The organism is Delftia sp. UME58, assembly GCF_014170385.1.
Classification (GTDB): domain Bacteria; phylum Pseudomonadota; class Gammaproteobacteria; order Burkholderiales; family Burkholderiaceae_C; genus Comamonas; species Comamonas acidovorans.
The window spans coordinates 62429-83916 of sequence record NZ_LZZV01000109.1 but is presented as its reverse complement, the minus strand read 5'-3'; the positions used below and the strand labels follow the sequence as shown (position 1 = coordinate 83916).

General features: G+C 67.1%; 20 protein-coding genes and 1 riboswitch. Of the genes, 11 read left to right on the top strand and 9 right to left on the bottom strand.

The window, feature by feature from the left end; translation table 11 throughout:
- Positions 1-35: 35 nt before the first annotated feature.
- From A9976_RS29020 to A9976_RS29010, 3 genes are all read right to left on the bottom strand, one after another.
- Complete coding sequence (locus A9976_RS29020; protein WP_183021832.1) at positions 36-1028, bottom strand: tripartite tricarboxylate transporter substrate-binding protein; 993 nt, start codon at positions 1026-1028, stop codon at positions 36-38.
- 49 nt (positions 1029-1077) lie between these two features.
- Positions 1078-2226 (bottom strand): porin, encoded by a 1149-nt coding sequence (locus A9976_RS29015; protein WP_183021831.1) that lies wholly within the window; start codon positions 2224-2226, stop codon positions 1078-1080.
- Between the two features lie 183 nt (positions 2227-2409).
- Positions 2410-4119 (bottom strand): tannase/feruloyl esterase family alpha/beta hydrolase, encoded by a 1710-nt coding sequence (locus A9976_RS29010; RefSeq protein WP_183021830.1) that lies wholly within the window; start codon positions 4117-4119, stop codon positions 2410-2412.
- A 195-nt stretch (positions 4120-4314) separates the two neighbouring features.
- Between A9976_RS29010 and A9976_RS29005 the strand changes: the two genes are divergently transcribed.
- Positions 4315-5202 carry an amidohydrolase family protein gene (locus A9976_RS29005; RefSeq protein ID WP_183021829.1) on the top strand — a complete coding sequence of 296 codons (888 nt, stop codon included), beginning with the start codon at positions 4315-4317 and terminating at the stop codon, positions 5200-5202.
- A gap of 6 nt (positions 5203-5208) precedes the next feature.
- On the opposite strand, the gene A9976_RS29000 is transcribed toward A9976_RS29005, so the two are convergent.
- Both A9976_RS29000 and A9976_RS28995 read right to left on the bottom strand, forming a co-directional pair.
- Complete coding sequence (locus A9976_RS29000) at positions 5209-5709, bottom strand: MarR family winged helix-turn-helix transcriptional regulator (protein WP_096916742.1); 501 nt, start codon at positions 5707-5709, stop codon at positions 5209-5211.
- 81 nt (positions 5710-5790) lie between these two features.
- Complete coding sequence (locus A9976_RS28995; RefSeq protein WP_183021828.1) at positions 5791-6078, bottom strand: zf-TFIIB domain-containing protein; 288 nt, start codon at positions 6076-6078, stop codon at positions 5791-5793.
- A gap of 221 nt (positions 6079-6299) precedes the next feature.
- Here A9976_RS28995 and A9976_RS28990 point away from each other — a divergent pair, with 221 nt between their 5' ends.
- The 8 genes from A9976_RS28990 to A9976_RS28955 all read left to right on the top strand — a co-directional run bounded on the left by A9976_RS28990 (position 6300) and on the right by A9976_RS28955 (position 14196).
- The gene (locus A9976_RS28990; RefSeq protein ID WP_259649357.1) at positions 6300-6926 is read left to right on the top strand and encodes a TetR/AcrR family transcriptional regulator; all 627 of its coding nucleotides are present in this window, start codon (positions 6300-6302) and stop codon (positions 6924-6926) included.
- Entirely contained in the window at positions 6923-7972 is a 1050-nt protein-coding gene (locus tag A9976_RS28985) for a DUF418 domain-containing protein (RefSeq protein ID WP_183021826.1), read from the top strand. Before A9976_RS28990 ends, A9976_RS28985 begins: the two co-directional genes overlap by 4 nt.
- Before the next feature lie 59 nt (positions 7973-8031).
- A riboswitch (TPP riboswitch) is annotated at positions 8032-8123 on the top strand.
- A 67-nt stretch (positions 8124-8190) separates the two neighbouring features.
- Complete coding sequence (locus A9976_RS28980) at positions 8191-9309, top strand: long-chain fatty acid--CoA ligase (RefSeq protein WP_183021825.1); 1119 nt, start codon at positions 8191-8193, stop codon at positions 9307-9309.
- The gene (locus A9976_RS28975; protein ID WP_183021824.1) at positions 9306-10775 is read left to right on the top strand and encodes an acyl-CoA reductase; all 1470 of its coding nucleotides are present in this window, start codon (positions 9306-9308) and stop codon (positions 10773-10775) included. Before A9976_RS28980 ends, A9976_RS28975 begins: the two co-directional genes overlap by 4 nt.
- A 5-nt stretch (positions 10776-10780) precedes the next feature.
- The gene (locus A9976_RS28970) at positions 10781-11587 is read left to right on the top strand and encodes an ABC transporter ATP-binding protein (protein ID WP_409049563.1); all 807 of its coding nucleotides are present in this window, start codon (positions 10781-10783) and stop codon (positions 11585-11587) included.
- Entirely contained in the window at positions 11584-12345 is a 762-nt protein-coding gene (locus A9976_RS28965) for an ABC transporter permease (protein WP_012206326.1), read from the top strand. The genes A9976_RS28970 and A9976_RS28965 overlap by 4 nt, the downstream gene beginning before the upstream one ends.
- Before the next feature lie 38 nt (positions 12346-12383).
- Positions 12384-13397, top strand: coding sequence for an ABC transporter substrate-binding protein (locus A9976_RS28960; RefSeq protein WP_016453237.1), 1014 nt, complete (start codon positions 12384-12386; stop codon positions 13395-13397).
- Position 13398: 1 nt separating this feature from the next.
- Positions 13399-14196 carry an SDR family oxidoreductase gene (locus A9976_RS28955; RefSeq protein ID WP_183021823.1) on the top strand — a complete coding sequence of 266 codons (798 nt, stop codon included), beginning with the start codon at positions 13399-13401 and terminating at the stop codon, positions 14194-14196.
- A 7-nt stretch (positions 14197-14203) separates the two neighbouring features.
- On the opposite strand, the gene A9976_RS28950 is transcribed toward A9976_RS28955, so the two are convergent.
- The 3 genes from A9976_RS28950 to A9976_RS28940 all read right to left on the bottom strand — a co-directional run bounded on the left by A9976_RS28950 (position 14204) and on the right by A9976_RS28940 (position 18643).
- Entirely contained in the window at positions 14204-15994 is a 1791-nt protein-coding gene (locus tag A9976_RS28950) for a methyl-accepting chemotaxis protein (protein WP_183021822.1), read from the bottom strand.
- A gap of 69 nt (positions 15995-16063) precedes the next feature.
- A complete protein-coding gene (locus A9976_RS28945) occupies positions 16064-17548 on the bottom strand; it encodes a helix-turn-helix domain-containing protein (protein ID WP_259649356.1) in 1485 nt (494 codons plus the stop codon).
- A 627-nt stretch (positions 17549-18175) separates the two neighbouring features.
- On the bottom strand, positions 18176-18643 hold the full coding sequence (locus A9976_RS28940; RefSeq protein ID WP_183021821.1) for a hypothetical protein: 468 nt from the start codon (positions 18641-18643) through the stop codon (positions 18176-18178).
- Between the two features lie 408 nt (positions 18644-19051).
- Between A9976_RS28940 and A9976_RS28935 the strand changes: the two genes are divergently transcribed.
- Positions 19052-20983: a midcut-by-XrtH protein gene (locus A9976_RS28935; RefSeq protein ID WP_259649355.1), complete on the top strand. Its 1932-nt coding sequence runs from the start codon at positions 19052-19054 to the stop codon at positions 20981-20983.
- A gap of 35 nt (positions 20984-21018) precedes the next feature.
- On the top strand, positions 21019-21288 hold the full coding sequence (locus A9976_RS31665; protein ID WP_259649354.1) for a type I secretion C-terminal target domain-containing protein: 270 nt from the start codon (positions 21019-21021) through the stop codon (positions 21286-21288).
- Positions 21289-21331: 43 nt separating this feature from the next.
- On the opposite strand, the gene A9976_RS28930 is transcribed toward A9976_RS31665, so the two are convergent.
- A complete protein-coding gene (locus A9976_RS28930; protein WP_183021820.1) occupies positions 21332-21475 on the bottom strand; it encodes a hypothetical protein in 144 nt (47 codons plus the stop codon).
- Positions 21476-21488: the final 13 nt, after the last annotated feature.

Sequence of the window (21488 nt, the reverse complement as noted above, 5' to 3'; positions counted from 1 at the left end):
GTCCCGTGAAGGGGAATGGGCCTGCCGCCGACTGATCAGGACTCGCCCGTGAACCCGATCTGCTTGACCAGCGAACTCCAGCGCTCGAGCTCGGCCTGCTGGTCGGCCGCCATCTCCTGCTGCGTGCTGCCGCGCGCCAGCAGGCCCAGGGCGGCCAGCCCGTCGATCACGGCCTTGTCCTTGAGCGCGGCCGTGATGGCCGCGTTGGCGTTGGCAATGGTGGTGGCCGGCGTCTTGGCGGGGGCGTAGAAGCCGAACCATTCCTCCACCGTGACATCGGGAAAGCCCAGTTCGGCAAAGGTGGGCACGTCGGGCAGGAAGGGCGAGCGCTGCTTGCCCGAGGTGGCCAGCACGCGCAGGCGGCCGGCCTTCAGGTACTGCAGGTAGTCGCCGCTGGGGTTCATGGTGGCCGCGACCTGGCCGCCCACCAGGTCGGTGATGCTGGGCACGGTGCCGCGATAGGGCGCGTGCTTGAGTTCCACCCCCGAACGCAGGCTCAGCAGCGCGCCCAGCAGGTGCGGCATGGAGCCCGCGCCCGGCGAGCCGAAGTTGGCCCGGTCCGGGTGGGCCTTGGCCCAGGCCAGGAAGTCCTTGAGGGTCTTGACCTCGGCCGGCACGGCAGGCCCCACGGCCAGGCCGTGGTAGATGACGGCGCCGATGGAGACGGGGATCGCATCCTCGGGCTTGTAGGTCAGCTTGGGGTAGATGTGCGGGTAGACCGAGAAGGCCGACACGGGCGCCAGCGCCAGCACCGAGCCGTTGGGCGGGGCGTTCTTCAGGGCCTCCACCGCGATGCGGCCACCGGCGCCGGGCTTGTTTTCCACGAAGCCCGGGCCTTTGCTGTAGGGCGTGCCGCCCAGCCGCTCGGCCACGCGGCGGGCCACGCTGTCGCCCGAGCTGCCGGCCGGAAAGCCGTACATGATCTTGACCTGGTCCAGTGCCTGGGCCAGGGCCTGCAGTGGCGACAGCGAGCCCAGGGCGGCGGCGCTGCCCAGGGCCTGGACGAAATGACGGCGATGCATCTGCATGGATGTCTCCTGGTGAAATCGAAAAAAGGAAAAGCTGGAAAGAACAGGCTCAGAACATGTGGCGGATGCCGACGTTGATGCCGGTCTGCGAGCGGCCCGGCGCGGTGTTGCTGCCCGGGGCGCCGCCGCTGACCGAGACGGTGGCCAGTCGGTCGTTGCGGATGTGGCCGAGCTGGGTGTAGACCGCCGTGCGCTTGGACAGGTTGTAGATGGCGCGTGCCACCAGCAGGTCGGAGTCGTAGCCCGAGACGCCGCGGTAGCGCAGCGTCAGCCACTGGGTTTCGAGCACCAGCGCCTCGGTGACCGGGTACGAGGCGCCCACGTACCAGAGGTTGCTGCGCGGCTTGACGGCGTCGCCATCGTTGTCGCGGCGCAGCAGGCCGCCGCCGACCTTCACGCCGGCCAGCTTGAAGTAGCCGCCCAGGTGCAGGCGCTCGTCATGCTTGGCGCTGGAGGTCATGCCGCCGAACACCGGGTCGGTGGACGAGGCCGGCGTGCGGCCGTTTTGCTGCTCGTAGCCCAGCGCCAGGCCCCAGGCCGGCGTGTCGTACTTGGCGTACAGCGACCACTGGCGGCAGGCCTGCGTGTCCGATCCGCTCTCGCCCGGGCAGTTGGTGCCGGCGGGGCTGGGGCCTGCGTTGACGGCATCGCGCCCGAAGCTGTAGCCCGCGCCCAGTGCCAGGCCGCCGAAGTTGCCGCGCCAGGCCAGCATGTTGTCGGCGCGCGAGTTGGGGATGTAGGCATCGAGCGAGCCCATGGCGAACACGGCCGGGCCGATGATGTCCGAGTCCAGCAGCGACCAGAACAGCATGGAGTTCTGGCGGCCCATGGTCAGGCTGCCCCAGTTGCCGCCCAGTCCCACCCAGCTTTGGCGCCCGAAGCCGCGCCCGCCCTGGTTGAAGGTGCCCTGGTCGGGCGCAAAGCCCGACTCCAGCGTGTAGATGGCCTTGAGGCCGCCGCCCAGGTCCTCGCTGCCGCGCAGGCCCCAGCGCGAGGGCACCAGGCTGGTGGTCGATGGCATGCGGCTGAGACCGCCGCCCGCCGCCACATTGTTCATGTGCTCCACGCCCACATCGACGATGCCGTAGAGCGTGACGCTGGAGGTGCCTTGCGCGAAGGCGCCGAAGCTGGTGCTGGAGCCGGCCATGGCCAGCACGGCGGCGGCCGCCAGGGTCAGCGTGGAAGGGGTTTTTTGCATGGTGATGTCTCCTCTGGTTTGAAAAATCGTTGCCGTCTTGGCGTGGGTGTCCGCGCGCCTTTTTTCAGGCGCAGCGGTGCCCGGCCCCGCCGAGGGGCGGGACTGCGGACAAGGGGTGGATGAGGGCGGAGGGGGCGTGCCGTTCAGGAGATCGTTCAGGCGCCGCCCGCCTTCAGTGCATGGTCAGCGGCAGCTGAAGCTGGCAGCGCTTTCCATGTCGCCGCTGCCGTTGTAGTGGGCGGCCAGCGGATGGGGGCACAGCGGCCGGGTGCGCGTGGGCGACCAGGTGGCTGGCAGGTCGGCGTTGACGCCACCCGCGTTGCCTGCGCCGCGCGCACTGGCGATCACGCGGTCTGGGGCCTGGCCTTTCTCCACCCAGGCCACGAGGGAGCTGAGCATGTCGAACTGCTCGGTGGCCGGGCCGCCGCTGCAGTGGTTCATGCCGGGCACCAGGTACAGGCGGGCGAAGTCGGCTGCGTCGCCATGGTTGCGGCGCAGCGTGTCGTACCACTGCACGGTGTCGTCGCTGGAGAAGATGGGATCGGCCGTGCCGTGGTAGACCATGAGCTTGGCGCCCCGGTTGCGCAGCACGGGCAGCTTGCCGTAGTCGGGCGGGAGCATGAAGGACAGCGCGCTTTCGGTGTACAGCGCCGTCGTGGCCTGGACCTTGGCCAGCATGCTGTCCACGCTGCCTGTCAGCGCGAACTGCGGGCCGTTGAAGGTGGTGGGGTTCTCGGGTGGCGCCTGCCAGACCAGGCCCACGGCGCCGGTGTCCAGGTTCAGCGAGTTGGAGAATTTCCAGCCGGCCCAGCCGGCCGTATCCAGCCCCGCGTCATACGGGAAGCTGCTGTAGATGCGGCTGCCGCCGCTGGTGGCTGCGCCCTTGAACAGGCCGGCAATGGTGCTCTTTTGCTCGGCGCTGAGGCAGCTGCCGTCGCGCGCGCCGCCGCAGGTGGGCACGTCGCGCGACAGGTCGAAGCTCGCCTGGCAGGCTGCGCCGGCCTGCACCATGCCGTCGGTGGCGCCGTCCAGCGCATCGCACCGGGCCAGCACGGCCTGGCTGACCAGGCGGCGCTCTGCCTGGGTGAAGCCCGTGCCCAGGTCGGCGGGCGTGGTGGCCAGCCGGGCGTAGCCCTGGGCACCGGCAATGTTGGCAATGGCCGCCAGCGGCAGGCGCGTGCCGGGGTTGCCGGCAATGATGCCGTCGTACTGGTCGGCATAGCGCGAGGCCGCCACCATGGCGTGGCGCCCGCCGTTGGAGCAGCCGCCCAGGTAGGAGCGGTCCGGGCCCTTGCCATAGGCCGTCTGCAGCGCGCTGCGCGCCATGGGCGTGAGCTTGCCCACGGCCTGGTAGCCGTAGTCCAGCCGCGCCTGCGGGTCCAGGCCGAAGAAGGGGCCCAGGCTGCCTGCATGGCCCGCATCGGAGCTGAGCACGGCAAAGCCCATCTGCAGCGCATTGCCCAGCGGCCCGCCGCCCAGTGCGCCCACGGCCGTGCTCACGCTGCCGTCCAGGCCGCCGTTGGCCTGGTAGAAAAAGCGCCCGTTCCAGTCGCGCGGCAGGCGCATCTCGAAGCCCACGGCGTAGCTCTGGCCGTCGACGGTGCTGACGCGCTCGTGCATGCGGCCGGTCACGCGGCAGTGCTCGGCAATGGGCTTGCCTGCCACCGTCAGCGTGCCGGCAGCCACGGTCTCGGCGGCGGTGATGCGGGTGTTGGGAAAAGAGATCTTGGCCGCCAGGTCGTTGCACGACAGCAGGCTTGCCGGGCGGGCCTCGGCCAGTTGGGAAATGCCGTCGTTCGAGCCGCCGCAGGCGGCCAGCAGCAGGGCGGGAAGGGCGGCGGCCAGCGTGACCGGCAAGGCGCGGGAACGGGTCTTGTGGATCTTTCTGTCCATGTCTGTCTCCTCGGAAGGTGGTGTGAAGCCTCAGCGCGAAACCGTTGCGTGGCAGCCGTTGCCCGCTTCCGCATCGCTTTCTGATGGCCGCGATTTTGGTTATATTTAATAACCAATTCAAGCGGCCTTTGCAAAATTCTTATTGGGACTTCCCCTTGATGCCGGGGCAGGCAGCAGGCCGCACAGGAGACAGACATGGACCACGAAAAACTGATTGCCATCGACATCCACACGCACGCCGAGGTGAGCTGCTGGAACCCGTTCGACAACTACGGCGAGGAATATGACCGTGCCGCCGACAGATACTTCGGCAACGGCCGCCGACCGACCATCGCCGAGACCGTGGCCTACTACCGCGAGCGCAACCTGGGCCTGGTGATGTTCACGGTGGACAGCGAGTCGCAGCTGGGCCGGCGCCGCATTCCCAACGAGGAGATCGCCGAGGCCGCGCGGGCCAACAGCGACATGATGGTGGCCTTCGCCAGCATCGATCCGCACAAGGGCCGCATGGGTGCGCGCGAGGCGCGGCGGCTGATCGAGGAAGAGGGCGTCAGGGGCTTCAAGTTCCATCCCACGGTGCAGGGCTTCCATCCCTACGACCGCATGGCCTGGCCGATCTACGAGGTGGTCGCCGAGCACAAGCTGCCGGCCATCTTCCACACGGGCCACAGCGGCATTGGCAGCGGCATGCGCTGCGGCGGCGGCCTGCGCCTGGCCTACAGCAACCCCATGCACCTGGACGATGTGGCCATCGACTTCCCCGACATGCAGATCGTGATGGCCCACCCCAGCTTTCCCTGGCAGGACGAGGCCTTGTCCGTGGCCCTGCACAAGCCCAATGTCTGGATCGATCTGTCGGGCTGGAGCCCCAAGTACTTTCCCCGGCAGCTGGTGCAGTACGCCAACACCCTGCTCAAGGACCGCGTGCTCTTCGGCAGCGACTATCCGCTGATCACGCCCGAGCGCTGGATGAAGGATTTCCAGGAAGCCGGCTTCAAGCCCGAGGTGATGCCCGGCATCCTCAAGGGCAACGCGGTGCGGCTGCTGGGGCTGGAGCAGCCGGCAGCGGAGAAGGCGGACTGAGCGCGCTCAGTTGTAGATCTTCTGCAGCAGCTGGATCAGCGTCCTGCGCTCGGCGTCGGTCAGGCGGTAGGTGGCATCCATTTCCAATTCCGCCGCCGTTCTTTCCGCCCGGGCCGTGAGTTCGGCGCCAGCCGGCGTCAGGTGCACGCCCACGGCGCGGCGGTCGGTGGGGTGGGTGCGCCGCTCGATCAGCTTGCGGCGCTCCAGCGCTGCGATCAGGCCCACCAGGTTGGGCGGCATCACATCCAGCGCCGCGCACAGCTGGCGCGAGGTGATGCCGGGGTTGTGGGACACCAGGGAGAGCACGGAGAACTCCACCATCTTGAGATCGTGGGTGGCCATGCGCTCCACGAAGACTTCGATGATGGACAGCGAGGCACGCCGGGCGTTGTAGCCCACCAGGGTGTGCAGGAAGGAGGCGTCGATGGACGGCCCCGGCGCTGCAGTGCTGGACGGGGCCGTGTTCTCTTCGGCAGGAGCGGGCTTGGGTGTGCGGGCGCGGGGCATGGGGACAAGGAGCTGAAAGCCGAATCATAGTGGGGCGCGGCTGCCATGTCCCGATGCCGGCGCAGCGGACTTGCTCTGGTGCTAGAAGTCGAAAAGATCGGAGAGAAAGCCTTCGCGCTTCTTGCGGCGGTAGCCATCGTGGCTGGAGTGCTCGCGCCGGTCATGGGATCCGTCAGGGCCCGCGCGCCGTTCCTGCGGGCGTTCATAGGCTGCTGGCGCTGCGGGTGCCTGGGCGGCGGAGCGCTCGATGAGCTTGTCCAGTTCTCCGCGGTCCAGCCAGACGCCGCGGCATTGGGGGCAGTAGTCGATCTCTATGTTCTGGCGCTCGGAGATGATGAGCGTGGCATCTCGGCAGGCGGGACATTGCATGACAGTTTCACCTTTGCCTGTTCAGGCAGTGGCTCCATCGGCAACGATGGAGTGTGGGCCGGGCTGTTATGCGTTGAGATCTCCAGCGAAGGCCGTTCGACTGCGGGGGCGGTGGATAGTTCCGCCGCCCGAAGCGCCATTTCCATGTCGTGCCGTGCCATGCGACCTTGATGGCAGGCCTGGTATTGACTATGAATGAACGTTCGTTCATTATTCGAGGCATGAAAAAGAAGGAAGACATCAGCGAGCGCCGGGCCGTCATCGTGGAGGCGGCCCTGCAGTGCTTCGTGGAGCGCGGCTTTCACTGCACCAGCATGCGCGACATAGCGCAGATGGCGTCGGTGAGCCTGGGCAATCTGTACAACCACTTCGACAGCAAGCAGGCCTTGATTGCCGAGGTCGCCACGCAGGAGCAGACCGAGCTGCTGCCCTTGCTGCAGGCGCTGGAGCAGGCAGCAGCCCCTTCGCTGCCTGTGGTGGCGCAATTCCTGGCCGCCTACCAGGCGCTGTGCCGCCAGCGGGAATGGGCCGTGCTCAGCGCCGAATGCCTGTCCGAGATCGCGCGTTCGCCCGGGCTGGCGCCGGCCTTCGAGGCCAACCGCAGGCGCATGCTCGACGGCCTGGCAGGCTTCATGGAGCGCGGGGCGCAGCAGGGCCTCTTGCGGCCTGCCGTGCCCGTGCGCCTGGCCGCGCAACTGCTGCTGGACGCCGTGGAAAGCGATGCCCTGCGCTTTGCGCTGGCGGTGACGCCGCAAGAAGACGCGGGGGCGGATGAAGGGGTCGATGTGCGGCATCCCGCCTTGCTGGCCTGCCTTCTTGGAGGCGAGGCACGGGGAGACGCGACATGAGGCACGCCACCGGCAGGGGCGCCCGCCTGGCGGGGCTGGACCTGGCGCGCTACCTGGCGCTGGCGGGCATGGTGTTCGTCAACTTCAAGCAGGCCATGCATCCCGCGCTGCAGGAGCCTGGCTGGCTGCTGTCGTTCTTCCATTTCCTGGAGGGCAAGGCCTCGGCCACCTTCGTGGTGCTGGCGGGCCTGGGCCTGGTGCTGGCCACGCGCTCGCTCGAGTCGGCCACGGCGCGCCTCTGGACGCTGCGCCGCGCGCTGTTCCTGCTGGTGGCCGGCTGGATGAACCTGCTGATCTTTCCGGCCGACATCATCCACTACTACGCGGTGTATTTCGTGCTGGCCATCGCCTGGCTGCAGGCCGGCACCGCTGCGCTGCTGGCCGGCATGGCGGCCGTGGCCGCGCTGTCCGCCTGGGCCTTGCTGCAGCTGGACTACAGCCAGGGCTGGGACTGGGCCAGCCTGTCCTACCAGGGCCTGTGGGAGCCGGCTGGCTTTGCGCGCAACCTGCTGTTCAACGGCTTCCATCCGGTGCTGCCGTGGTTTGCGTTCTTCCTCTGCGGCATGCTGCTGGCACGCCTGCCGCTGGCCGAGCCGCGCGTGCAATGGGGCCTGGTGGCTGCGGGCGGCTTGATGGCGGGCTTGGCCTGCGCCGTCTCGGCACTTGCGGCACAGAGTGAATGGGCTCCCTGGCTGGCCACCGGCCCCATGCCGCCCGGCCCAGCCTACCTGCTGATGGGCCTGGGCTGCGCCAGCATTGCCATCGGCGCCTGCCTGCGGCTGGCCGACCGCTGGCCCGGTGGACCGTGGCGCGGCCTGCTGCCGGCCGGGCGCATGACGCTGACCCTGTACCTGGCACACATCCTCATCGGCATGGGCCTGCTGGAGGCCCTGGGCGCGCTGGACGGATCACGCAGCCTGCGCGAAGTGGCCGTGGCGGCCGCGCTGTACGTGATCGTCGCCAGCCTGGCCGCCTGGGCCTGGAGCAAGAAGGTGGCGCAGGGGCCCGTGGAGTGGGTGATGCGGCGGCTGACGGCCGTGGGCTGATGCGGCCCGCAGCAGGATTGTCCCGGTCCTGCACCCTTGGCGACCCTGCTGTAAGATAGCCCTCCGCTCCGGGGTGCACGCCAGTGCTGAGATCCACACCCGAGAACTTGAACCGGGTCATTCCGGCGGAAGAAGAGCTTGCACCCCTGCGTGGCCGCCCATGCGCCACGGGCGGGGGAGCCTTCGGAGCATCACGTCCCAGCTCTCGAAGGAATTCCATGGACAAGGCCCGGCCCCAGGCGGCTTCTCTGGTCGCAGACCTGCTTGCATTCATCGCCATGGACGGCTGCACCGACGAGCAGTTCGACGCACTGGCGCTGCGGCTGTTCGCCTACCAATACGAATCGAATGCGCCGTTTCGCAGCTTCTGCCAGCGGCGCGGCGCCACGCTGCGCAATGTGAAGACCTGGAGCGACATTCCCGCCGTGCCGATTGACGCGTTCAAGGCCATGGAGCTGCGCAGCGAGCCGGCCTCGCCCTCGGAGCGCGTGTTCATGACCAGCGGCACCACGGGCCAGGCCAAGGGGCTATCTTCCCGCGGGCGCCACTTCCATCCCGCGCTCCATGTCTACGATGCGTCGATGACGCGCAACTTCGCGCAGCGCTTCATGGCCGGGCACGAGCGCCTGCCCATGGGCATTCTCTTTCCCGACGAGCAGGCCATGCCCAACTCTTCGCTGGCCCACTACCTGACGCTGGCCATGTCGGAATTCGGCACTCCCGACAGCCGCTACTTCCTCACCCCCGAAGGACTGGACATGCCCGGCCTGTGCGCCGCGCTGCAGGAGTCCGAGCGCAGCGGCCGCCCCTATGCGCTGCTGGGCGCCAGCTTCAGCCTGGTGCATGTGATGGATGCGCTGCGCGAGCAGGGCCGCAGCTTTTGCCTGCCGCCGGGCAGCCGCATCCTGGACACGGGCGGCTACAAGGGCCAGTCGCGCGAGCTGCCGCTGGAGGATTTCTACGCCGACCTGTGCCGGCTGCTGGGCGTGCCGCGCAGCCACTGCATCAACATGTACGGCATGACCGAGTTGAGCACGCAGTTCTATGACGACGGCAATGCCACACTGCCCTCGGTCAAGTCGGGGCCGCACTGGATACGCTCGCGCCTGGTCGAGCCCGTCACCGGGCGCAGCGTGGCGCCCGGCGAGCGCGGCATTCTCGTGCACTGCGACCTGGCCAACTACAACGCGGTCACCACCATCCTCACCGAGGACGTGGGCCTGTGGGCCGGCCATGGCGAGAACAGCGGTTTCCTGTTGCTGGGGCGTGCCGAGGGCGCAGCGGCCAAGGGCTGCTCGCTGGCGGTCGATGAATTCGTGAAGGCTGCGGCGGCATGACGACGGAGCGGATCACGGCCGGCTACCTGCCCGAACTGCCTGGTTTGCGCGAGGACGAGGTGCAGTGGCATGTACTGCCCTTCGAGCGCGGCGGCATGCGGCTGGAAGTCTCCGTGCCCCTGCTGACCGGCCCGCAGATGCATGCGCTGGCAGCCCATGTGCGCCGTGCCGCCGACCGCCACCTCAGGGCCATGCCCGTGGCCGAGATCATCGACGCCATCGACCGCGCCATTGCCCGCCTGCTGGACCGCAGCGATCCCTATCGGCGCCAGGCCGAGGCCTGGCTGCCCGTGGTCAGCGGCTATGACGCCGACATGGTGCGCCTGGGGCTGACGGGCTTCTTCAAGACCTTTCGCGCCGCGCAGCTGCGGCGCTTCGTGGCCGAGGACTTTGCCAACCCGGCCGTGCTCGACGGCTTCCAGCCCGCGCCCAAGGGCGGCGCGGTGCGTGCTTTCGGCCCCGACCTGCTGATGCACAGCTGGGCGGGCAATGTGCCTGCGCTGTCCCTGTGGAGCCTGGTCTGCGGCCTGCTGGTCAAGGCGCCCGCCATTGGCAAGCTGGCCAGCGCCGAGCCGCTGTTCGCGGGCTGGTTCGCGCGGCTGCTGGCCGAGGTCCACCCGCCGCTGGCCGATTGCCTGGCCGTGGTGTGGTGGAGCGGTGCGGATGGCGCGGATGGAGATGCCGCCGCCGCGCTTCACGCCGAGGCCGACACCGTGCTCGCCTACGGCGGCAACCAGACGCTGCAGGCACTGCGCCAGCGCCTGCCCGTGACCACGCGCTTTCTGCCGCACGGCCACAAGCTGGGCTTTGGCATGGTGGGCGCTGCCGCGCTGGACACGCTCAAGGCGCCTGCCGTGGCGCGGCTGGCGGCCTGGGACGTGATGCGCTATGACCAGCAGGGCTGCTACTCGCCCCATGTCTTCTACGTGGAGCGCGGCGCCCCCGTCTCTGCGCGTGCCTTTGCCGACTATCTGGCGGCCGAGCTGGCCAACCTGCAGCGGCGCTTTGCGCGCCGGCCGCTGGAGCTGGAGGAGGGCGCCGCCGTGGCCCGCTGGCAGCAGTCCGTGGAATGGTCGGGCGACGCGCAGCAACTGCTGGGTCCCGTTGACGCGCCCTGGAGCGTGGCGTACAGCGACAGCCTGCAGCCGCTGGCGCCCACGGCCCTGTACCGGACGATTGCCGTGGTGGGAGTGGACCGCCTGGATGACGCCGTGCCCGTGGCGGCCGCGCAGCGCGAATACCTGCAGACGGCCGGCATTGCCGCCTCGCCCGAGCAGTTGTACCGGCTGGCCGGCCTGCTGGGCGCGGCCGGCGTCACGCGCATCAGCGCCATCGGCTCCATGAGCATGCCCGAGGCCGGCTGGCACCATGACGGCCGCTTCAACCTGCTGGACCTGGTGCGCATGACCGAGATCGAGCAATCTGCCGAGGCGGCGGCGCAGCCGTTCGCCCCGTATGCGGATTGACATCCATGCACACCGGCACGACGGGCATGACGGGCATGACGGGCATGACAGACGGGACTGACGGCATGGCGTTTCTCGATATCGAACAGGTGGTGTTCACCTACCCGGGCCGCCCGCCGGTGGTGGACGGCGTGGACTGGCGCGTGCAGGCCGGTGAGGTCCACTGCCTGCTGGGCCGCAGCGGCTGCGGCAAGACCACCTTGCTGAAGCTGGCGGCGGGGCTGCTCAGGCCGCAGTCGGGCCGCATCCTGCTGCGCGGCGCAGAGCTGGCCGAGCCCGGCCCGCAACTGGGCTTCATGTTCCAGGCGCCCACGCTGCTGGAGTGGCATACGGCGCTGGGCAATGTGCTGCTGCCCGTGTCGCTGCAAAGGCGCCCCGCGCCGCAGGACGAGCAACGCGCCCTGGCGCTGCTGGAGCAACTGGGCCTGGCCAGCCACGCGCAGCGCCATCCGCGCCATCTCTCGGGCGGGCAGCAAAGCCGCGTGGCGCTGGCACGGGCGCTGGTCCTCGATCCGCCGCTGCTGCTGCTGGACGAGCCCTTTGCCGCGCTGGACGCCATCACGCGCGCCGAGCTGCAGGACGACCTGCTGCGCACCTGCCGCGAGCGCGGCACCACGGTGCTCTTCGTCACCCACGACATCAACGAGGCCGTCTACCTGGGCGACCGCATCGCCCTCATGCACGGCGGGCGCATCGTGGCCGATATGGCGGTCGATCTGCCCGCGCCGCGCACCCAGGCCATGCGCCACGGGCCGGCGTTCAACGAGCACTGCGCCCGCGTGCGCGCAGCCATGGACAGGACGGCGGCATGACGGTGTCCTTGTTCCATGCCCGCCTGCTGGCCGCCGCGCTGGCGCTGGTCCTGCTGGGCCTGTGGGAGCTGCTGGTGCGGCAATGGGGCCTGTCCGCCCTGGTGCTGCCGGCGCCCTCGGCCATTGCGGCATCGCTGTGGACGGGGCTGGCCACGGGCTATTTCTGGCCGCACATCCGGGCGACGCTCCAGGCCCTGCTGCTGGGGCTGGCGGCCGGCAGCGCGATCGGCCTGCTGGCGGGCATGGCCCTGGCTGAATCCGAGCTGCTGGAGCGTGTGCTCAAGCCCTATGTGGTGGTCAGCCAGGTCGTGCCCAAGCTGGCGCTGGCGCCGCTGTTCGTGCTGTGGTTCGGCTTCGGCATGCTGCCCACGGTGCTGATCACCGCGCTGATCTGCTTTTTCCCGCTGATGGAAAACACCTTGACCGGCCTGCGCCAGGTCGATGCCCAGCGGCTGCAGCTGTTTCGCATGCTGGGCGCCACGCGGCTGCAGACGCTGCTGCGCCTGAAGCTGCCCACGGGCCTGCCCGCCATTCTTGCGGGCCTGCGCGTGGCCGTGGTGCTGGCCCTGGTCGGCGCCGTGGTGGCCGAGTTCATGGGCGCCAGCCGCGGCCTGGGCGCCGTGGTCATTGCCGCCCAGGGAATGATGGACACCACCCTCATGTTTGCGGCCCTGGTGCTGATCGCCGCCATGGGCCTGCTGCTGTACCAGGCCTGCCTGGTGCTGGAGCGCCGGCTGCTGCGCTCGCGCGCCGCCTGACCACACTGAACACTCCCGAAACCTTTTCCCAAAGCGCCATGCACACACCGCAATCCCCCTTCCTCACCCGCCGCAGCCTGCTGGGCGCCACCGCTGGCCTGGCAGGCCTGGCTCTGGCCGGCACCTCGGCAGCGGCCGCGCCTGCCCAGGGCAAGATCCGCCTGGCCGGATGGAGCAAGCCCATCAGCGAGATCACCAACATCCTGGCCGAGCCCGACAAGGGCTTCTTCAAGGCCCAGGGCGTGGAGCTGGCCTACCTGCCCGGCGCAGGCGGCGGCGACGCCATCCGCAACATGCTCAGCGGCCAGGCCGACGTGGCCTTCACCGATCCCGGCTCCTTCTTCATGGCGCTGGACAAGGGCGAGAAGCTGGTCGCCATCTACGACATCTACCCGCAGAACGTGTTCAACGTGGTCTCGCTCAAGTCGGCAGGCATCCGCAAGCCGGCCGACCTCAAGGGCAAGAAGATCGGCGTCTACAGCCTGTCCAGCGGCACGCGCCAGAACCTGCTGGTGATGCTGCACCAGGCCGGCCTCAAGGAATCGGACGTGACCATCGTCGTCACCGGCCTGCTCAACTTCGCGCCGCTGATGCAGGGTCAGGTCGATGCCACGGCCGCCACCGACACCGGCCTGGCCGTGGGCCTGCGCAAGGGTATTGGCGAGGTCGATGTGATGCAGGTGCGCGATCACCTCAACATCTCCAGCGACATGTTCGTGGTGCGCGAGGACACGCTGCGCGACAAGAAGGACCTGCTGCGCGCCTTCCTCAAGGGCTACCGCGACAGCGCCGCCTGGATGATGGCCAACCCCGATGAGGCCGCCACGCTGGCCGGCAAGCACGCCATCGACGGCACCCAGCGCGATATCAACCTGGACGTGATCCGTCTGCGCAATGCGTCTTCGCAGCCGCTGCAGGCCGGCAAGCCGCTGGGCAGCTTCGACCTGGCCGCCCTGCAAAAGGGCGCCGACGCCTACCGCGCGCTGGGCATGGTGCAAAGGCAGATCAAGGTGTCCGACGTGGTGGACACCAGCCTGCTGCCCGGGGCCTGAGATGGCACAGCCGTCTTCCCTGGGACTGCAAGGCAAGGTGGTGCTGGTCACCGGCGCCGGCCGCGGCATAGGCGCGGCCATTGCCATCGCCTTTGCGCGCGAGGGTGCCACCGTGGTGGTCAACCACCTGTCCAACGATGAGGCCGCTGCCCGCACCGTGGCGGCCTGCCAGGCGGCGGGCCAGGAGTCAGGCGGCGACGCCTGGGCCGTGAAGGCCGACGTGGGCTCGCAGCCTGCGGTGCTGGCCATGGCCGATGCCGTGGCGCGCGAGGCGGGTGCCATCGACATCGTGGTCAACAACGCCTTCAAACCCTACGCCTTCGACCCCGAGCGCCGCCGCCGCTTCGACGACCTGCAATGGAGCGACTACCAGGCCCAGTACGACGGTGCCGTGGGCGCGGCCTTCAATGTCTGTCGCGCGGTTCTGCCGCAGATGCGCCAGCGGGCGCGGGGCAGCATCGTCAACATCGCCAGCAACCTGGTGGAGCACCCCGTCGTGCCCTACCACGACTACACCACGGCCAAGGCCTCGCTGGTGGCCTTCAGCCGCAACCTGGCCAGCGAGCTGGGGCCCGTGGGCATACGCGTCAACTGCGTTGCGCCGGGCCTGGTCTATCCCACGCAGGGCACGCAGGACACGCGCGAGTCCTTCCGAGAATCGCTGATGGCCGCCACGCCGCTGCGCCGCCTGGCAAGCCCCGAAGACGTGGCGGGGCCGGTGCTGTTCCTGGCCTCGGAACTGAGCGGCTTCATGACGGGACAGGTGCTGTTCGTCGATGGCGGACTGGTGATGCGCTGAGCCTGTCCTAGAACTGTTCCCACTCCTCCGCCATCTCGGCCGCCGTGGCGCGGCGGGGTGCCGTGGTCCTGGCAGGCAGCGCCAAAGGCGCGCTGGAGGCCGCAGCCGCTGCCGCGCGCAAGGGCTGGGTGCGGGGCGCGGCGGGTGCCAGCGCTGGGGAAGGTTGGACGGTCTTTGCGCGTGCCGGCGCGGCCGTTGCCACCGACATCGACATGGCCTGTGCGCGGGCTGCGCTCTCATCCAGCCGGAACACGCTGACCAGTTGCACCAACTGCGCGGCCTGCCGGTTCAGGCTGTCGGCGGCGGCTGCGGACTCTTCCACCAGGGAGGCGTTCTGCTGTGTCACCTGATCCAGTTGCTGCACCGCATCGCTGACCTGGGTCACGCCTTGGGACTGCTCCTGCGTGGAGGCACCGATGTCGGAGATCAGTTCGGCCACGCGGTGCGTCTGGGTGACGATGTCGTTCATGGTGCTGCCGGCCTCGGCCACCTGGCGGGAGCCGGCGGCGACCTTGCCCACGCTCTCGCTGATCAGGCCCTTGATCTCCTTGGCCGCGTTGGCGCAGCGCTGGGCCAGGGAGCGCACCTCCGAGGCGACCACCGCAAAGCCCTTGCCTTGTTCCCCGGCACGCGCGGCCTCCACGGCGGCGTTGAGCGCGAGGATGTTGGTCTGGAAGGCGATGGCGTCGATCACGCCGATGATTTCCTCGATCTTGCGCGAGCTGTGCGTGATGTCCTCCATGGTGCTGACCACGCCATGCACCACCTCGCCGCCGTGCACGGCCGTTGCGCTGGCCGACTGGGCCAGACCCGAGGCACTGCGCACCGTGTCCACGTTCTGCTGGATGGTGGCGGTCATCTGCTCCATGGAGGCGGCCGTTTCCTCCAGGTTGGCGGCCTGTTCTTCCGTGCGTGCGCTCAGGTCGGCATTGCCCGAGGCGATCTGGCTGGCGCCCGTGGCAATCGATTCGCTGCTGTGGCGCACCTGGCTGACGATGTCGGCCAGGCTCGCGCGCATGGAGTCCAGCGCAGCCAGCAGGCTGGTAGTGTCACCGGGCCGCAGCGCCACGGCCACCGCCAGGTTGCCCTTGGCGACTTCCTGCGTGATCTGCGCCGCGTAGGCGGGCTCCCCGCCCAGCAGGCCCGTGATGCGGCGCGTGATGGCCCAGCCCACCAGCGCGCCCGTGGCCAGGGCGGCCAGCGCCAGGGACAGCATCAGCCGCCCGGCAGCCAGGGATTTTTCCTCGGAAGCATGCGCCGTTTCCGTGGCACGCACCTGTTGATGGGCCAGGATGTCATTGATGGAGGTGAAGAACGCGTCCTGGCGTTTGCGGAACTCCCCGCTTTCGCCGAGCATGGCCGAGACGGCCTGCAGGTCGTGGCGCGTGGCCGCCTCCATGAACTGGTCGAGCAGCGGCAGATAGGCAATGCGCGCGTTCTTCATGTTGTCGTACAGGGCAACGCCCTGCGGTGTGCTCAGGCCTTCGCGGAACTTCTCCATCAGCTGGCCGATCTTCTGGCGCTGTGCATCCAGCGCGGCCTTGGCCAGCTTCTTTTCCGCGGCGTCCTCCATCAGCGCCATGCTGCGCACGCCGCGAAAGATGAACTCCACCGAGCCCTTGATCTCCACCAGCCTGAGCAGGCTGGTGATCCGCGTGTCGGCCAGGTAGGACACATCATCGGAGGCCTGCACCAGCTGGGCGCGGCCATACAGCGCGATCGATAGCGCAATGGCAATGAGAATCGAAAATCCCAGACCCAACATGGAGCCCGTCTTCATGTTTTTCAGGTATGTCATGCGTATTCCTTTCAGTATTCAATATGGCTGCGTGCCATGCAATCGGGCCGCATTGCATAAGAATCCGGGTCACGCCAATCGATGATGGCGTACCCAGAGAGACGGTGGTATTCCATAATGTCCGGAGAAATCTCTGGAAAATGATGAGAGCGAGGAATAACCCAGCTGCGAAGAAATCTGTCCTATGCTCTGGTCGGTGGTCAGCAGCGATTCGGCCGCAAGATGGATACGGCTTTGTCTTATATATTCTCCGATACTGCACGACCGGCTGTTGCGAAAGGAAACCTCCAATGTGCGCCGGCTGACGCGGCAATGGTCGGCAATGGTCTGGATCGGTAGTTTCTTGTCCAGGTTTTCTTGTATGTATTGGAGGGCGCGCTTGACATAGGCGGGTTCCAGATCGTGCAGCCGTGCCTCGTCCATCGCCGTGAATCTGGATTTCTCCAGATAGGGGCTGATGGCCATGCTCTTGAGCCGCATGATGTTCAGCGCCTTCAGCGTGGACAGGGCGCCTGCAAAATCGCCCTGCGTCTCCTGTATGTGGTACTCGTAGACCAGGGCATTGCGGTACAGGCCCTCGAGCTGGTAGGTCTGGGCCGTGGACTTTGCCAGCACCACCGCCTGCAGGGCCTGGGCATACTGGCGCTTGCTGCAGTGCACCAGTGCGCTGCTGAGCCAGGCCCAGCCGGCAATCGGCGGGTTCTTGATCTGGTGGCGGACGCCGATGCCTTCAATGGCACGGATCACGCAAGCGGCTTCGCGGCGGCCCGCATCCAGCCCTTTGACCGAGAGCTGCAGCAAATCGCTGTAGGGCCATGCCAGGCCCGCTGGCAGCTGGCGGCCGACCCGTTCCAGCAGCGCCTGCAGGTCGGCGCTGTCGGGTGCCGCGGCACCGAGCTGGACCAGGCCTGAATCCGGGGGCGGGCCGCACCACAGATTCTGGTGATTCTTGTAGAGATAGATCTTCCACAGAATCTGCGCCCTGGCCCAATTGATCAGGGCGGACAGCCAGGGCGTGACGCCTGGCGCCATCAATGCGAAATCATGGTCCTTGCCTTCGATCAATTGCAGCGCGGTATCCAGCTCACCGAGCCGGCTGTGCGCCAGCGCCCTCACATAGGTGGCGCAGGCCATGGATTCCGGCTGCAGCAGCGCGGGATTGGCCATTGCCGCAGTGGCCAGTGCAATCGCATTGCGCTCCTCGCCAAGTTGACAATGGATGAAGGCGGCCGCAATGCGGCATGAGACCACGCGGTCAGGCATGCGGTGCAGCTCGAAGATGGCCTGTGCCTCTTGCACATATCTGAGCACCAGCATGGGATATATGGAAGGCTCGGGCCATTTGCATGCCTGTAGCAGTTCCTCGGCCCGGCTGATTTTTTTATATCCAGTATCGGCTTGCTGGTGATGGTCGGATATTGTTCTCCATAATCTGGATGCGCTCTCATCTTGGTGGCCGTGGATGTGGTGCGTCAAAAGATTGAATGAGTAAGAATTCTTATATGAAAAAATCAATGAACAGGCGGGTGTGATGCATTTTCCCGATGAGTTCATCGGCAAGGTGTTTCAGAACACCTCCTGGGAAACACTGATTGACTGGAAGAATCTTACAGGTTGAACAAACAATTGTTTACATTTGGTTTTTATTTTTCTTGCCGGATTGCGCAGCCACTTGTCCTTTTGCGAAACTTTCTCTCTTTTAAATCGCCTAATTCACTGATTGGACAGGCTTTTTCTGATTGGAAAAATCCATTCAAATAGGTGAAATATTCCCTGGTTTTCATGGGGTTGTTACAGCGCACAGGCTCCAGCCAGGCTGCCATGTCGGCATGGCAGGCGCTGGCCGCGCCTGTCCCGGCAATCAGAAGGCGTGCGATATGCCCAGCAGCACCGAGCTGGGCCGGCTGCCTGCCTGTACCACCGGCCCCGCATTGCCGACACCGGCTGGAACATGCGCGTGGAAGCCCGCGAGATGATCACCTCGCAGCAACTGCGCGCCCTGCGCGCCGGAGAGCTGGACCTGGGTTTGAGGCGCCCCGGCAAGGGCGAGCCACTGGCCGAGGAAGTGGCGATCCCTACTGCCTGGCCATGGCGCCATCCCGTCCACTGGCGGCTGGCGAAGGCGCCCTGCCTCTGCAGTCTGCTGCGCATGGCCCTTCGTGGGCTTTGCGCGCCTTGGCCTCAGCCAAGGAGCCACAGCAGCGCGGCTGCAGAGGCAAGAAGCAGGGCCGCAGCCAACCCCTGGCTGTACCGATGGTTCACGAACGCGGCCAATACGCAGCACGTGGCGCAGCCAAGGAAGAGCGCCGCACCGCTCCACGCTGCAAACCATTTGGAGAACAGCAACAGGCCCAGGCCCGCGAGTGCGCAGACTCCTGGTGCCTGCCAATTCCTTGGGCTGCTGTGGACGCCCTGCAGCCACCACAGCAGCAGCGACGCCACGAGCAGGCCGGGTCCGGCAAACCTGGGCCACCCTTCCAGCCAGGAAACGAATACCCGCTCCGTCCGAAATCTGTGGATGCTGATGACAAGCACTTCCCCTGTGCTTGTCGCCGACCAGATGGCGCTGAAAAAGGACCAAGTGGCAGGCAGCAAAAGCAGCAGGCCGATTGCAAAGGCACATTTCGCCTGGGACTGTTCGGTGGTCATGGATGCAGGGGCAGCGCGCTGGGTGCAATCAGCCGGGGTTTGGTGAGAAGCCGGCATTCTTTCATGATCGACCGGCTGGGAAGCGCGACAGGCGCAAGCGCCACTTGAAGGGACGAATAAAGCAAAAGACTATGCCGCAGTCAATGGCCTGCAATGGGTGCTCCAGGCCCGGCACGATGATGGTCTGTGCGCAGGGCCCTGCGCATGCTGTGCCTTTCAAGCACACGGGCGAATATCCGCAAGCCGTGGCGTGGAGTGATCTATGCAATTACCTGTTTTCAGGTATGTGCGCGATGCAGGCGACCGGATAAAGTAAGAAGTCGTCAGCAGAGCAGTCATTTGTAACCAGCCCCAAGGCGGCGCAAAGGTCTGCCTTGTCTTTTCTGTTCGTCTTTTCCGGCAAGGCCCATGCTGCAACGTTTCCATTTCCCCGCTCGTGGCGTCGGCTTCGTACAGGCGTGCAGCGCTCTTGCTGCTGCCGTTGCCTTGCCGGCCGCCCAGGCCCAGAGCATCACGGTGGCACCGCTGGCAGCCGTGACGCCGACGGCGATTCCTGTGGACCACCCTGGCGCTCTTGCGCTGCTGGCGTTGGCTTTGGGGGCCTGCCTTGTGCGGGGTGTGCAAAAAGGGCGGATCTCCCTGGTCGGCCTGCGTGCCTGGGCCATGGGCGGTGCTGTTGTCGTGACCGCGGCCACGGCGGTCTGGGGCGAGCGGGTGCAGGCCCAGATTCAGGAATTGCAGGAAGCCTTCAGCCAGGCCGCAGGCGAGACGCTCACCGTTCCCGTGCAGACGACAGCGCTGGGTGCCGATGGCGCACCGCAGGGATTCCTGCCCGTGGTCTATCGCAACCAGACATCGGTGCGGCTGAAAATCACCGGCATCACGCACCCTGTGTGGAACACCTGCTTTCCGCTGGGCGTGCCCGGCGCGATTCCCTCGACGGCCCCACGTCCCGGCAGCGCCTGCGCAGTCGGCGCCGCGCTGGAGGCGGGCGATTCCTGCTGGGTGGACGTGGCGCAACTGTGCGCCGAGGCGGCGGATACCGTGCGCGGCAGCCATCCCAGCGTGCTCGTCCCCGATACCGTGAAGGTGGCCCCGGGAGGGCAAGGCACGGGCAACGTGCTGGTCAACGACGCCGATCCGGATGGCCCGCTGACCGTCACCCGCTTCACCTATGAAGGCCAGACCGTGGCGGCGGGCAGTTCCAGGACCGTGGCCGGGCGAGGCACTTTGGCGCTGCAGCCCAACGGCGCATTCACCTTCCAGGCGGATGCTGGCTACAGCGGCAACTACCCTCTGGTCATCGGCTATGCCACGCAGACAGGAGCATCCAGCACGTTGAGCATTTCCGTGAACCGGGCGCCCGTGGCCCACAGCGATACAGCTGCCACCAGCGCTGCTACGCCAGTCACCATTGCCGTGCGCAGCAATGACACGGATGCCGATGGCGACAGCCTCACCGTCACCGGCGTGAGCCAGGGCGCACAAGGCTCCGTGGTGATCGATGCCATCACGGGCAACCCTGTCTATGCGCCGAACAGCTGGTTTTCCGGCAAGGACAGCTTCACCTACACCATCAGCGACGGCAATGGCGGTTCCGCCACGGCCAGCGTGACGGTGACTGTTCAAGCAGCGCCTGCCGGCAATCAGCCTCCGGTGGCCGTGGCGGATTCGATTTCCGTGGCCGAAGGGAGCACAGCCACCGTGTTGGTGGGGGGCTCGCCCAGCCTGCTGGCCAACGACACGGATCCTGACGGCGATCCGCTCGTCGCGGTGCTGGTGACAGGTCCTGTGCACGGAACCTTGGCCCTGAATGCGAATGGCACCTTCGGCTACACCCACAACGGCAGCGAGACGACTTCCGATAGCTTCACCTACCGTGCCAGCGACGGGCAGGCCATGGGAAACATCGTCACCGTTTCCATCACGGTCACTCCCGTGAACGATGCACCGGTCGCCGTGGCAGATCAATTGATGGTTGCCACGGACATCCCGCTGAGCATCAGCTTTGCCACGCTGCTGGCCAACGACACGGATGCTGACGGTGTCAACCTGACCATCACCTCGGTTCATGCGCCGGTCAATGGCAGCCTTGCATCGCAGGCGGGCGGGGTGCTGTTCACGCCCGCTGCAGGCTACGAAGGACCGGCCAGATTTCTCTACACCGTCAGCGATGAGCACGGCGCTACCAGTACCGCAACGGTCAATCTGTCAGTTGGAGCGGCCAGCGCTCCTTCGGTCGTTGTCCTGAAGTCCGCGCTGGCCATCGCGCACGGCACAGGCGGGACCAGCGTCAGGTTTCCGATCACCACGAAGCTGGTGGATACGGATGGCTCGTAGACCCTGTCGATCAGGATCAGTGGAGAGCGGCGGCTATGCGGGCAGCTCGGCCAACGAATACATCACGGCTGCCGCGGGAACCCCTGCACTTCGAGATCACGGGGGGCGATACCTGGGTCCATGTCAGCCACGCGGGCGGCTTCGGTGCAGACTCCCATGCGGTGGGTGCAAGCTACTGGGCATCGGCCGAGACACAGCAGATCATCCTGGAAGGCGTGAATCTGCAGACGCTGTATTCCGGTGCCACCACGGATCAGCAGATCATCACCCAGCTGCTGAACAACAATAAATTGATGGTGGATTGAGGCTGCCGTTCGGGCCTCGTCGTGCGAGAAATGCTCCCGCAGCTCAACGCCGCTCTTGTGCAGGCGCAGACTGCTCCTGGCCCGCCTTGGTCGCGCGGGGCGGTGCCACCGGCATGGGAAACCCGACAAGCGCGAGCGCCACTGCGAAAGGCAGCAGGCAGTAGAAGAGCACGCGCTTGAGCTTCATTCGCCGGAATTGA